Genomic DNA, 12,375 nt, shown 5'->3' with positions numbered 1-12,375 from the left:
CGCTTTGTCGCCTGTGATAATGGGTAGCTGCGGCAGCACGTGGTTTTCTAAGTCCTGCCGCGTCACCCCCACCACTTTTTGATTTAGCTCCTGGAGCAGATCTACTACTCGCCGCCCCACTCGCCCCAGCCCTAGCACAATCACGTGCCCTTTCTGGGGTACAGGCGGACGGCGGGCCAAGAACTGAAACTTCAGGGTCAGCAGCTTTTCGGTCAGCAGGGCGTAGAGGACGCCAATAAAAGCAGTGCCTGCCAAAGTTAGGCCCAGGCTAAACAACCGCAGCCACCAGGGCAGGGAAATTGTCGGCACAAACTCGCTAAAGAGATCGCCATAGCCCCCCAGCAGCAGCACAATCGTGGCGTAAAAAGCATCTAAAACGGAAAGGGCCGGGTAGTTGAGCCAGAGCAGAACTGTGCCGGTGCTGCAGAGCACAACGATGGTGAGGCTACAGAGCAAGACCACCCGCCGCATTTGATGCCGGTAGTTAGCTTGCCAAAGCTGCATGAGACTTTGCCAAAGCGTTTGCCGACTGCGCAGCGATCGCAGACCGCGCCAAAGCTTTTTGTGAAGCTGACGGCTTGACTTAGAGCGCGCTAGGGCTTGGGGCCTTTCTGGTTCGGCTTCAACAATGACAACGGTATCCCCCGCCCGTACTGGCGTATTGGGCAGCCAGGTGTAAAACTGGGCCGAAGGGCTAAGCGGATTGGTGGTGCGGCTCATCTGAGTAGGGCTAAGGCCCATCTCATTGGCGGCAAAGTGGCGCAAAACTCGACGGTTGCGGTTCTCCAGTTCGTGTAGGCGACGGCGATCGCACCAGCGATGCTGCGGCGTAATTTTTTGCTTCACTACTTTGAAGCGATAGCCATCAAGCTGGAAAAAGCCTTTGAGATGATCCCCAAAAGCGGCTAGGGCAAAAGCCGAGGCGGAAAGCTGGGTCGGCTCAAAGGCAACAAAATTATCAAGCTGATGAGCCAAAACCTGATTGAGATTTTGCTGATCTGATCGCACAACTAGCCGGATATAGGGATTGAGTACCCGGGCGGTGAGGGCCGCCTCAATGTTGACTCGCTCACTGTCTGTCACCAGCAGGGCGGCTCGGCAGCGGCTGACACCGGCCTGCTTCAGGGTGTCGGCGTAGCGGCAGTCTCCCAGCAGCAGATTTTCGAGCAGATCTGGCAGATTGGCCACTTCCCAATGTTCGGCGGCGACTAAGTCAATAGCGCTGACGCTGACGCCAAAAGTCTTCAGATTGGCCACGCAGTGCTGGCCCAAACTGCCCAACCCACAGACCAAGAAGCAATCGGAGACGTGGGTGGCGTCAGGATCAGGGGATTGCAAATGGGTCAGATCGGCGTTCACAAACTCAGGCAGCAGCTAACGGATTGGGCCTATTTTAAACCGGAACTTTAGCAGGCTTTGAGAAAATCTTGGCGATCGCCAAAAGCAGCTTTCAAATGACAATTCTGAGTTTTGCAAGTCCTGTAAAGTGGACATTCACGGTATTGATGGGTCGCTGGCGGGAAAATGGGGTCAAGATTGCGGCTAGGAGGCTGTAGTGAACGAGATTAAGGGCTATTTTGCGGCTTTGGTCAATCCGGCGCTGAGCCGCAATGCCGTCAAGGTGGCGGCTATTGTCGGTTCAATGCTGATGCTGATCAACCACGGCCCGGCGCTGATCCAAAATCGGATGACAGGGGCGCGCTGGGCTTCGGCGCTGTTGACCTATTTTGTTCCCTACGGCGTCAATATTCACGGCCAGTACATCAGCCAGCGCCAGCCTAGAAAGTAGCGGCGTGGCAGCGGGTGACGAGAGCTATTGAGCTGAGTGCAGGCTAAAACGCTTCTGCTTCCCGCTTTCTAAAAGCGATCGTAAACATATATTTTCATCCAATAAAATAAATTGCCGTTTGATACTTTTCCCAATATTCTATTAGCCTTAGGACGCTGCAAATCCTGGCGATCGCCGTCAGGGATGTAGTCCCTCAACTCTGTTAACAGCACGCAGTCTCAGCCGCATGGAAGAACAGCAAAAACCCACCGTTGTGATCACAGGAGCCTCGTCGGGGGTTGGCCTCTATGCCGCCAAAGCCTTAGCAAATAAGGGGTGGCATGTAGTAATGGCCTGCCGCAACCTAGAAAAGGCCGAGCAAATGGCTCAGTCAGTCGGCATTCCTCAGGGAAGCTACACGCTGATGCAGATTGACTTAGCTTCCTTAGACAGCGTGCGCAACTTTGTCAAAACCTTCCGCGAAACTGGGAAATCCTTAGAAGCCCTAGTTTGCAATGCCGCTGTTTATCTGCCCCTGCTCAAGGAGCCACTCCGCAGCCAGGAAGGCTATGAGCTGAGCGTAGCCACAAATCATCTGGGTCACTTCCTGCTGTGCAATCTGATGCTAGAAGATCTTAAACATTCTGGCGCTGAGAGTCCTAGGCTCGTCATCCTCGGAACTGTCACCGCCAATCCCAAGGAGCTAGGGGGTAAGATTCCCATTCCTGCTCCACCAGACTTAGGCAACCTGGAAGGCTTCGCAGCGGGCTTTAAAGCGCCCATCGCTATGATCAATGGCAAAAAGTTTAAGTCAGGCAAAGCCTACAAAGACAGCAAGCTCTGCAACGTATTGACCATGCGAGAGCTGCATCGTCGCTATCATGACTCAACCGGAATTATCTTCAGCTCGCTCTATCCCGGCTGCGTAGCAGATACCCCTCTCTTCCGCAATCATTATTCTCTGTTCCAAAAGATTTTTCCCTGGTTTCAGAAAAATATTACTGGCGGCTATGTTTCTCAAGATCTAGCGGGTAAACGGGTGGCAGCGGTTGTGGCCGATCCAGACTATCGGCAGTCAGGTGCTTACTGGAGCTGGGGCAACCGCCAAAAAGAAGGTCGTCAGTCTTTTGAGCAGGAAGTCTCAAACGAAGCGCTAGACGACGATAAGGCCCAGCGACTGTGGGAACTCAGCGAAAAGCTGGTGGGCCTTAGCTAGAGGGCCGCAGCCCTGAAATCTCAGTAGGCTATTAGAGAAATTAGACAAGAAATCGGCTTGAGCTGAGCTTAGGCCGATTTTTTTGCTGTGACTATTCGGCTGTAAGTTGCTCACTCCTCTGCCAGTCACCGCGCTTTGCCCAATAGACAGGTGACGCCTGCTTAATATTTCAACGAAGTGGCAACGGCACTCGTATGGGCTCTAGCTTGAACTGGGAACTCTTCTAAGCGCAGCTATTCGGGCCTAGTCTTATGCTGAAGAAACCTCAATCCTGCAAAAGATATCAGGGTTTATTGACCGTTTTTATCCTGGCTCTAACGCTCAACTGGCTGACTTTCTACCTGCATTTTTCAGACTTTGGCCTTGTGGCAGACGACTACTCACGTCTGACAGAAGCGATGCAGCTAAGGCTAACTGCAGACGGTGTCACCCGGCTTCAGGATGCAATTTTATACCAAGGTCGCCCAGTCCATAATGGCCTAATTTTGTTGTTTCTATGGCTGGGTTTTAATCTAGGCGGCCTCAGCGGCATCTATCTAATTGGTCTGTTAGTTGGCGCAGTGAATGCTGTCCTACTGTATATGCTGGTTAATCAGCTTACAAAAGCGCCATATGTGAGCTTATTCAGCACTCTATTTTATTTATTATTTCCGGCCCATACGCTACAGCTCTGGCCCACTGCCATCTTTGGCATACAGACGGCGATCGCTTTTTTGCTCTTAGGGCTGAACTGTTATTTAAGCAAACGTAGGGTACTGTCTTACCTCTTAGCCTTCATTGTGCTGCTGACCTATGAGCCGGTCTATACAATCTTTTTGGCCGCCCCTCTGCTCAAACTAAAAAAGATTAGATTTTCTAGAGAAATTGCTTTACATATTGCTGTCACAGCTTCTCTTTTTCTAGTATCAACAACCGTCAAAAAGTTTTTACTGGCCGATAACCGACTCAGCAATTTAGATCTATTGGATCTCGCTAGGCATTTAGTTCGCAATATTGTTTATGGCCCACCTGTCAGTATTACCAGCTATTTCTATCGCTTCATCAGTGGCATTATTCCTGTAAGCATTGCTCAAGCCTTTTTGCTGCTATTTGCGGCAGTACTTTTCTATTTTTTACTCAGACAAGTTTGCAAAGATCAGTACCTAAAGCAAGCTATTCAACCGCACCGCCACAATAAATCTGTTTATCAAAGCTTAGCTAGAATTGCTGCCACAGGATTGCTGCTATCTTATTTTTCCTATCCCCTCTCTTTAAGTACTAACGTCCTTTCGGTAAGCGGCAGAACCTCTAGAATTCACATAGCTGCAAGTATTGGTACTGCGATTTTCTTAGGGGCGATTGCAGGCTTTTTGATCATCTCAAGTAAGAAAAAGAGAAAAAAGCTGGTTATTGTTTTAATGTCAGTTTTGCTTTCTGGGCTAGTGGGCTTTGGCTGGGACGTTCAAAAGCAGTATGCAGCTAACTGGGAGATACAGAAGGCGTTCTGGACTGATGTGATTAGTCTGACACCTGATTTGGAAAAAGGCGACTTAATTTTAGTTGAGGGTTATGAAGGCGTTCGAGAGCCAAATTTTATCGATGCGTTTGAATTTAGTAAAGATGCTATTTTGAACTATGGTATTTATCAGGTTCCTTATTACAGCTCTTATTTTCAGAGTGGTGAGCTAAAACATCATAATTCTCTGAAGCTGCATTTCTTAAAGCCTGATTGGAGAAATCATATTCTCAACAACAATAATCTGATTGAGGTTGATATTAATTCTACCTACGGCAAAGGGATCGAACCAAATCAGGTGCTAGAGTACAAGCCCCAAAACGTGATTTTTCTTGAGATAAACAGCGGTAGGCTTGTTCGCGTCAATCAGCCTATTAGCGTCAGCAATAAAGTATTAGCCCTCAAAACTCAGGATAAAGTTTTTGACCTCAACCATCAGTCATTTGAGGTTGGCTATCTCTATGATGCCTTGATTTCTAAATAAGATACGTCTATTTAGAAGAAGCAGAAATCCCTGTTGTTTGTGGAATGCGACAGTATCGAGACTCTGCAGAATGGTGCGTTACGGTGATGCCTTTAGCGACCTGCAGTGAGTTCAAGCGGCTCAGCTAGGACTTAGCGTGCATTGACGAGACTCAGATACCGCTGTATACCAATCGAGTAATACAAACGAGTAGGCATCGTGGCACAAAATTCTTCTGCTTCAACCACTGCTGAAACCGATTGGCCGCAGCTTTTACAGCAGCTGATCGATCGGCAATCACTTTCTAGCAGTCAGGCCGAATTGCTGATGCGAGGATGGCTGACTGAGACTATACCGCCGGTTCTATCGGGCGCAATTTTAGCGGCAATTCAGGCCAAAGGCGTTTCTGCTGAGGAGCTAGCCGGTATGGCGCGAGTATTGCAAGCTCAGTCCCTAGGTGGCGAAACAACCGATCCGGATATGCCCTCCCCTCTGATTGATACCTGTGGGACGGGGGGGGATGGTGCTCAGACTTTCAATATCTCAACGGCAGTGGCTTTTGTCGTAGCCGCTGCCGGGGTTGCCGTCGCCAAACATGGCAATCGCTCAGCCTCCAGCAAAGTTGGCTCAGCCGATGTGTTAGAAGCGCTTGGCGTCAACCTCAGTGCCGATCCCCAGAAAGTAAAAGCGGCGGTTAAAGAGGTTGGTATTACCTTTTTGTTTGCTAGAGGTTGGCATCCGGCGATGAAAGCGGTGGCCCCTTTACGCGGCACGCTAAAAGTACGCACCGTTTTCAATCTGCTGGGGCCGCTGGTCAATCCCCTACGCCCGACCGGGCAGGTCATTGGTGTTTTTGATCCGGTTGTGCTAGAGCCGATGGCTGAGGCGCTGAATCAGTTAAATATATCCCAGGCTATTGTGCTGCATGGCCGGGAAAAACTAGATGAGGCTGGTTTGGCGGCTAAAACTGACTTGGCTGTTTTGGCAGGGGGAGCAGTGCAGAGAGTTGTGCTAGATCCGGCTGAGCTAGGACTGGCCCAGGCCCCAACTTCAGCGCTGCGTGGTGGCGAGGTCGCAGAAAATTCCAGCATTTTACGCAGCCTGCTTCAGGGCAAAGGAACCCAGGCTCATCAGGACGTGGTGGCACTCAATGCGGCTCTGGCGTTGCAGGTTGCTGAAGCCGTCAGCGGCTCAGACGACTTGGATACCTACCGCCAAGGTGTACAGCAGGCAAAGCAGATTCTCAGCAGCGGGGCTGCTTGGCAAAAGCTGGAGCAGCTCGTCAGCTTCTTAAAGTGATCGGATGCGGCTTGAGGCGGTGGGCCGTTTGAGTCGAGATAGCGTTTAGTAAAGAACAATGCTGTTCTGACCCACTGACAGGCCATAAGAGCCGTAAAAATCCTGGCCGAGCAGCCCGACAGTGCCACCAATAGCGACGGTGACGGATTCTTTCCGCAGTCCGCCTGCTTCTACGAAGTCAATGTAGCCGATGGGCAGAGAGACAACGCTGCCGTCGGCGATTGTCACTCGCGCCTCGCCCACAATTACGACCCCCAAGGCATCGGCCATCGCTGGCGTGATCAGCGTACCGCTAGCGCCCGTATCAAACAGCATAGGAAAGGTGTGTTTGCCGTTTTGCCCCTGCATGGTGACTGAAACAACCGGGATGCCGCTTTGGCGTCCCGCAATTGGAATTGTTGCCTTGCGTCCGTCAGCCGCAACGCTAGCGGCAATGCGAGCTGAGGGGCTAGTGGTTTTGCCCGCTGCGCTGGCCTGAGCATTGGTGAGATGCTTTTGGTATTCCTGAATTTTCTGCTGTGCTGTAGCGTGGTTGGCGCTTTCAGTAGGGACTTTTTGTAAATAGGCGATCGCCTTCTGCCACCGCGCCGCCGCCAGTTTCCAGTCTTCAGTAGACTGCGCTGTCTGGCCGATAGAAACCGCGCTGGTGGCCGCATTGACGCCCTCACGAAAGTAATCTCGCTGAGGCTGAGAGTCTGTCGCTTCCGGCTCGGCTACAGGGGGTTCTGCCGTCTCTACGCTAGCGGTGATCACTTCTGTCGCTGGGGCTGGTTCGGGCACAGATACGTCTGATTCGGCTGCAACTCTAGGATCTCCGCACCCCGTCAGGCCGGTAGCTATACCACCTGCCAACAGCACAGCACTTAGGGCAGTTTGGGCATAAAAATGCATGGTTGTCACCAATCTCTCATCTACATGCTGAAAAGAACTACAGTCCCTAGTCAGAGTTTTCCCGGACGGCATAAGATAGTATGCTAAAGCGCTTCGTCTTGGCGATTTCTTGAGAAAAGTTTTATGGCTGTTTCCACTGCTCAACCGGCTTTTTTGGTTTTAGCTGATGGCTCTGTTTATAAGGGGTGGTCGTTTGGAGCCTCTGGCACCATTATGGGGGAGGTTGTTTTCAATACTGGCATGACGGGCTATCAGGAGGTACTCACCGATCCTAGCTATCGTGGGCAGATTGTCACCTTTACATATCCAGAACTCGGCAATACAGGCGTCAATCCTGAAGATGAAGAATCGGTTCAGCCCCAGGTCAAAGGGGCGATCGCTCGCAACATCTGTGAGCGTCCCAGCAACTGGCGCTCTACCCAGTCTCTGCCCGACTACCTAAAACAGCACCGCATCCCTGGAATCTATGGCATCGACACCCGCGCCCTAACCCGTAAGCTCCGCAGCGTCGGCGCGATGAATGGCGTCATCTCCAACGAAATTTTAGACGCTGATGAACTGCTGCGACAGCTCCAGGAGGCTCCCAGCATGGAGGGTCTTAACCTGGTGAGAGACGTGACAACGCCCGAAATTTATGAATGGGTCGAAAAGACCGATGGAGCCTGGGAATTTGGCGCCGATCCCGCTGCGGACACGGCAGAATCTTTCACCGTTGTCGCTATTGATTTTGGCATCAAGCGCAACATTCTGCGGCGACTGGCCAGCTACGGCTGCCGCGTGATTGTGGTTCCGGTCGATACTCCAGCTGAAACCATCTTGAGCTATCAGCCAGACGGCATTTTTCTCTCCAATGGGCCGGGGGATCCTGCCGCTGTCAAAGAAGCCCCTGAAATTGTTCGGGCCCTGATGGACAGCCAACTGCCTACCTTCGGCATCTGCATGGGCCATCAAATTTTGGGGCTGTCAATGGGGGCGGAAACCTTCAAGCTCAAGTTTGGTCACCGGGGCCTCAACCAGCCCTGCGGCCTCAAACGCCAGGTTGAGATCACCAGCCAAAATCACGGCTTCGCCATTGACGCCGATTCAGTGTCTGACGCTGAAGTTGAAGTGACTCATCTCAACTTGAACGATCGCACAGTAGCGGGCATTCGGCACAAGAGCCTGCCTATTTTCTCAGTGCAGTATCACCCTGAAGCCAGTCCTGGCCCCCACGACGCGGACTATCTGTTTGCCCAGTTTGTCGAGTCTATGCGCCAGCATCGTCAGACTAAAGGTCTGCCACTGGATATCAGTTCATAACTTTTCAAATCAGGTCTGCGGCAAAGCGTGGAAAAATTGCCTAAAATCTTGAGAACAGATAACACTCTCTTGAAGTCAATTCAGGACTAACCTATACTGTAGCGGCTAATTATGTCAGAGACTATAGGAGGTTCCCATAGCTGAGCCATTAAACCTAACTGTGAGTTTGAGAGGCACACGCGAAGTTAGGGGAACATGTCAAATATTCCGCCTCACGGGTTTGCTTGACGCTTTCTCGGAGCCGACCTTTCGTAAGGTCCTGGCTAACTGTATCGACAGCGGGCCAGCCCACATCATCCTAGACCTGTCCGGCATCGATTTTGTCGATAGTTCGGGGTTGGGTGCGATGGTGCAAATGGTTAAGAAAGCTCAGACAGCCGGCGGGAGTCTTCAGGTTGTTTCCAACCCGCGAGTCACTCAAACGGTAAAGCTTGTTCGTCTAGAAAAGTTTCTGTCGCTTCAGCCTTCAGTTGATGTGGCAGTTGAAAGCTTAAGCAATTCATCTAGTTAAGCATCTGGGCTGATTTTAGAGCTTTGTCAGGCTGGATCGAGTCAAGCTTTATCCAGCCTGATAGGCTGCTTTTGGCTATCACTAGCAGAAAAGGCATCATGATGACAGACCCCCCTCTGCGACAGATAGGCTCAATCTCCGCTGGGGGTAGTTTATGACGCCAGAGAATGAGCCGAAGGCACCTGCAGCAGAGTCTGAAAAACTTTGGTTGCAGGCAGCCCAAATCTTTCTGAACTCCTCGGACAGGCCGGTTGAGCGGTTTTCTCCGGCGGCACTGGCTTATTTGGGCGACGCGGTTTATGAACTCTACATGCGAACTTATTACCTAGAGCCGCCCCGTCGCATCCAGACCTATCACCGACAAGTGGTGGCTCAGGTGCGGGCTGAAGCGCAGGCGCACCACCTGCAGCAGGTTGAAAAGCACCTAACAGATTTAGAAAAAGAGGTGCTGCGACGAGGGCGAAATGCGACGCCCAAACGCCGGAGCCGCGCCACTCCTAAGATTTATCAGCAGGCTACCAGCTTTGAAACGTTAATTGGCTATCTCTATCTAACTGATATATCTCGTCTCAAAGCGGTGCTAGATTTGCTAGAACTACCGACGACGGAGTAAGAGGCTGTAGCCGCTTTGTTGTTTATCCTTTTGTCTTTCTTTTAGCTCAATATGGCTCACAATCGTAAACCTGATCGCCGTTCTTCTCGTTCAGAGCGGCCTCGACTGAAGCGATCGCCTCAGCCACAATCCCGCCAGCGTCAGGGATCCGGTCGCCCCCAGCGACACATTGCACCGCCGAAGCGCTTAAACTCAGAACCGCCAACTCCAGAGGCCGCGCCTGAAACTAGTGAGGTGGCTGAAGTTGAAGAAGTGGAGCTGATCTATGGCCGTCATGCCGTCGAAGCGGCGATCGCGGGCGATCGCACTCTCAACCGCCTTTGGATCAATGCGAAGCTGCGCTATGATTCTCGCTTTCACCCCCTATTAACTGAGGCCAAAGCAAACGGCACGGTGATTGATGAAGTTGATCATCGTCGTCTGAGTCAGCTAACTCAGGGAGCTAACCACCAGGGGATCGCGGCTCAGGTGGCCTCCTATGACTATGTTGAGCTCGACGCTTTAATTGAACAGGCAAAAGCCAAAGCCCGCCGTCCCGTGATTTTAGCGGCCGATAGCATTACCGATCCCCACAATCTAGGGGCGATTATTCGGACAGCCGAGGCGATGGGGGCGCAAGGATTGGTGATTCCGCAGCGCCGCGCCGCTGGCATCACCGCAACGGTGGCTAAGGTGGCAGCGGGGGCGTTAGAGCATTTTGCCGTGGCCCGTGTGGTCAACTTAGGCCGAGCTTTGGAACAGCTCAAGGCGGAGGGCTTCTGGATCTATGGCACCGCGACTGAGGCCAGCCAGTCAATTCATACGGCGGAGTTTACCACGCCAACGGTTTTAGTCATCGGCGCTGAAGGCGGCGGTCTTAGTCTCTCGATTCAACATGCCTGCGACGTGCTGGTATCTATTCCGCTGCGGGGAGAAACGCCTAGCCTCAATGCTTCGGTGGCTGCTGGCATGGCACTTTATGAAATTTACCGCCAAGAATGGAGCAAAAGACATGATTTGGGATCTTTGCAAAAAGAAAAGTAACAGAGTATAACGAAATTTGAGCTAAAAACTTTTAACTTACCTCTATAGCCCAAACGCGGTTAGTAAATCAGGAGACTCATGAAAAATCTACTCAACGGTATTTTCAATCTGTTTGCGGGTGAGTGGTGGATTGAGATTGTGACTCAAACCCCTAAGTGTACTTACTTTTTTGGCCCCTTCTCCTCTGAGGAAGAAGCGCAGATTGCGCAGGTAGGTTATATCGAGGATTTGGAGCAAGAAGGTGCTGTGCAGATTGCATCGAGCATTCAGCGCTGCAGCCGTCCTGAAGAACTGACGATTGATGAGTCAACTGATGGGATGGGTGGGATTCCTTCGCCGGCCCTGGGCTAAAGTCTTAGGGGCAGACGGGCGGGGCTGCTATATCTCTTAGCCCGTCTGTTATGAGCAGGAGAGCTGTTAAGCTCTCGCTGCGCTGCCTAATTTAGCTGACAGTGCTTGGTGAGAAGCTGCATCACTTCGTTGGGCTGGTCGGTGGGCAGGGGCTTGCTTCAAAAGCTCAGCCACTCCGACAAATTGCAAAGCGAATCGAGGTGGCTGGTGTACACCGCATCACTAGGCCGCCAACTGCTCTCTCAGTTGGGGGTTTAGGCTCCTGCGGGTGCTGTCACACCTATAGGGGCTGCTGAGTTTTTGAGTCCTAGCGGTAAACAAGCTGTCACATTTGGACTGCAATAGCTTAGTGGGTAAACCTAGAGCATGGGAGCGATCGCCGTCAACTGTGATGGCTAACTTGGCTGCGCTTTGGGAAACTCGCATTTGACGGCAATTTTGACGTTGCAGTCGGCGGTGCCGGAGGCGATGTAGGGCAATCCGGTCTGGGCGCTGACGCTGACGCCAAATTCTAGGCTGATTTCGCTGACGTTGGCGGCGGCCATGTTTCTAAAAGCACCGACGGTATAGGCGGTGTAGCCGCGCACCAGGGTTTGAACCTGCCGAAAGGATTGTTTGAGGGTTTCAGCGGGGGTGGGGCCGCCACCGCGTACGGGAACGCCGGGGCCGCTGGCTTGGATATGGATGACGGTGCCGTCTTCGAGTTCGAGGGGAATGAGGGTCTGGTTTTGCATGGCCTGGGGGGAAGGGTTTGCCCTATGGTACTGGAAAGGGGCAGGGAGCGATCGCTGCTGTGGCTGTGTGTGTAGTGAGTCTTGGTGCAGCTATTCGGTACGTCTTAATCTAAACAAACTCCGGCTTCTGCTTGAGCTTCTGGGTTAGCGTCAAAATAGTCTTCTAGCCAAGTGCACCCTCTTGCGAGGAGATCGTCTAGGCCGTTGTCGAGGCGAAAGAGTCTGACATAGCCATCACCGGAAAGAGTCATTAAGTGCTGACCGTCAGGGCTAAAGCCCAATGAGTTTGAGAAAAGCCTTTTGCCACTAAATGTGCTGCCTGGATATTCAGCTAATAAGTCACCTGAAAGGCTATAAATGCGGCTAATATCCTCATCAAAAATTGTAGTCAGAACTTGTCCTCCGTCTGCGCTGAAGTCTCGAAAATAGCCGGCAAACTGCCCCACCTGATTGCCCGCTAGGTCATAGAGGTAGGTGGTCTCGTTGCTCCCAGAATAGGCCACCAGTCGCTGTCCATCTGCACTGAAGTCTAGAAACGCGCCGGCAAACTGCCCCACCTGATTGCCCACTAGGTCATAGAGGTAAGTGGTAGCGTCGCTCAAAGAATAGGCTACCAGTCGCTGTCCATCGGCACTGAAGTCTAGAAACGCGCCGGCAAACTGCCCCACCTGATTGCCCGCTAGGTCATAGAGGTAATTGGTATCGTAGTCAC

The 12,375-nt window shown here is 51.9% G+C and carries 13 protein-coding genes; 9 read left to right on the top strand and 4 right to left on the bottom strand.

What is annotated here, in order from left to right:
* On the bottom strand, positions 1–1,359 hold a 1,359-nt coding region (locus tag QJQ48_RS16235), incomplete at its 3' end, for an NAD-binding protein (protein WP_346292285.1).
* A 196-nt stretch (positions 1,360–1,555) separates the two neighbouring features.
* Here QJQ48_RS16235 and nrtS point away from each other — a divergent pair.
* From nrtS to trpD, 4 genes are all read left to right on the top strand, one after another.
* Positions 1,556–1,789, top strand: a complete 234-nt coding sequence (gene nrtS, locus QJQ48_RS16230) for a nitrate/nitrite transporter NrtS (RefSeq protein WP_346292284.1) — start codon at positions 1,556–1,558, stop codon at positions 1,787–1,789.
* Positions 1,790–2,015: 226 nt separating this feature from the next.
* The gene (locus QJQ48_RS16225) at positions 2,016–2,984 is read left to right on the top strand and encodes a protochlorophyllide reductase (protein WP_346292283.1); all 969 of its coding nucleotides are present in this window, start codon (positions 2,016–2,018) and stop codon (positions 2,982–2,984) included.
* A 251-nt stretch (positions 2,985–3,235) separates the two neighbouring features.
* Positions 3,236–4,963, top strand: coding sequence for a hypothetical protein (locus QJQ48_RS16220; RefSeq protein ID WP_346292282.1), 1,728 nt, complete (start codon positions 3,236–3,238; stop codon positions 4,961–4,963).
* Between the two features lie 198 nt (positions 4,964–5,161).
* Positions 5,162–6,241, top strand: a complete 1,080-nt coding sequence (gene trpD, locus QJQ48_RS16215) for an anthranilate phosphoribosyltransferase (RefSeq protein WP_346292281.1) — start codon at positions 5,162–5,164, stop codon at positions 6,239–6,241.
* 45 nt (positions 6,242–6,286) lie between these two features.
* Here the strand turns inward: trpD and QJQ48_RS16210 are convergent, their stop codons facing one another.
* Positions 6,287–7,132, bottom strand: coding sequence for a retropepsin-like aspartic protease family protein (locus QJQ48_RS16210; protein ID WP_346292280.1), 846 nt, complete (start codon positions 7,130–7,132; stop codon positions 6,287–6,289).
* A gap of 123 nt (positions 7,133–7,255) precedes the next feature.
* On the opposite strand from QJQ48_RS16210, the gene carA reads away from it, so the two are divergent.
* The 5 genes from carA (at position 7,256) to QJQ48_RS16185 (ending at position 10,929) form a co-directional block, all read left to right on the top strand.
* A complete protein-coding gene (gene carA, locus QJQ48_RS16205; protein ID WP_346292279.1) occupies positions 7,256–8,431 on the top strand; it encodes a glutamine-hydrolyzing carbamoyl-phosphate synthase small subunit in 1,176 nt (391 codons plus the stop codon).
* Positions 8,432–8,567: 136 nt separating this feature from the next.
* Positions 8,568–8,942 (top strand): STAS domain-containing protein, encoded by a 375-nt coding sequence (locus QJQ48_RS16200; RefSeq protein WP_346292290.1) that lies wholly within the window; start codon positions 8,568–8,570, stop codon positions 8,940–8,942.
* Between the two features lie 154 nt (positions 8,943–9,096).
* On the top strand, positions 9,097–9,555 hold the full coding sequence (locus QJQ48_RS16195; RefSeq protein WP_346292278.1) for a Mini-ribonuclease 3: 459 nt from the start codon (positions 9,097–9,099) through the stop codon (positions 9,553–9,555).
* 51 nt (positions 9,556–9,606) lie between these two features.
* Positions 9,607–10,578 carry a 23S rRNA (guanosine(2251)-2'-O)-methyltransferase RlmB gene (gene rlmB / locus QJQ48_RS16190; RefSeq protein ID WP_346292277.1) on the top strand — a complete coding sequence of 324 codons (972 nt, stop codon included), beginning with the start codon at positions 9,607–9,609 and terminating at the stop codon, positions 10,576–10,578.
* Between the two features lie 78 nt (positions 10,579–10,656).
* Positions 10,657–10,929, top strand: coding sequence for a DUF1816 domain-containing protein (locus QJQ48_RS16185; RefSeq protein ID WP_346292276.1), 273 nt, complete (start codon positions 10,657–10,659; stop codon positions 10,927–10,929).
* A 395-nt stretch (positions 10,930–11,324) separates the two neighbouring features.
* Here the strand turns inward: QJQ48_RS16185 and QJQ48_RS16180 are convergent, their stop codons facing one another.
* Entirely contained in the window at positions 11,325–11,663 is a 339-nt protein-coding gene (locus QJQ48_RS16180) for a CU044_2847 family protein (protein ID WP_346292275.1), read from the bottom strand.
* Positions 11,664–11,767: 104 nt separating this feature from the next.
* A partial coding sequence (locus tag QJQ48_RS16175; RefSeq protein WP_428843057.1) for a WD40 repeat domain-containing protein occupies positions 11,768–12,375 on the bottom strand: 608 nt, incomplete at its 5' end.

The sequence above is a fragment of the Sphaerothrix gracilis Ecp01 genome (assembly GCF_030405905.1).
GTDB lineage: Bacteria > Cyanobacteriota > Cyanobacteriia > Phormidesmidales > Phormidesmidaceae > Sphaerothrix > Sphaerothrix gracilis.
Note: the sequence above shows the minus strand (reverse complement) of the source record. Positions and strands in the feature narration are given on the sequence as shown.

What these genes read in the sequence shown, in the direction of transcription:
- QJQ48_RS16225 (WP_346292283.1), top strand. Translation starts at nt 2,016, where the DNA reads ATGGAAGAACAGCAAAAACCCACCGTTGTGATCACAGGAGCCTCGTCG.
- QJQ48_RS16220 (WP_346292282.1), top strand. Translation starts at nt 3,236, where the DNA reads ATGCTGAAGAAACCTCAATCCTGCAAAAGATATCAGGGTTTATTGACC.
- QJQ48_RS16210 (WP_346292280.1), bottom strand. Translation starts at nt 7,132, where the DNA reads ATGCATTTTTATGCCCAAACTGCCCTAAGTGCTGTGCTGTTGGCAGGT.
- carA (WP_346292279.1), top strand. Translation starts at nt 7,256, where the DNA reads ATGGCTGTTTCCACTGCTCAACCGGCTTTTTTGGTTTTAGCTGATGGC.
- QJQ48_RS16195 (WP_346292278.1), top strand. Translation starts at nt 9,097, where the DNA reads ATGACGCCAGAGAATGAGCCGAAGGCACCTGCAGCAGAGTCTGAAAAA.
- rlmB (WP_346292277.1), top strand. Translation starts at nt 9,607, where the DNA reads ATGGCTCACAATCGTAAACCTGATCGCCGTTCTTCTCGTTCAGAGCGG.
- QJQ48_RS16185 (WP_346292276.1), top strand. Translation starts at nt 10,657, where the DNA reads ATGAAAAATCTACTCAACGGTATTTTCAATCTGTTTGCGGGTGAGTGG.
- QJQ48_RS16180 (WP_346292275.1), bottom strand. Translation starts at nt 11,663, where the DNA reads ATGCAAAACCAGACCCTCATTCCCCTCGAACTCGAAGACGGCACCGTC.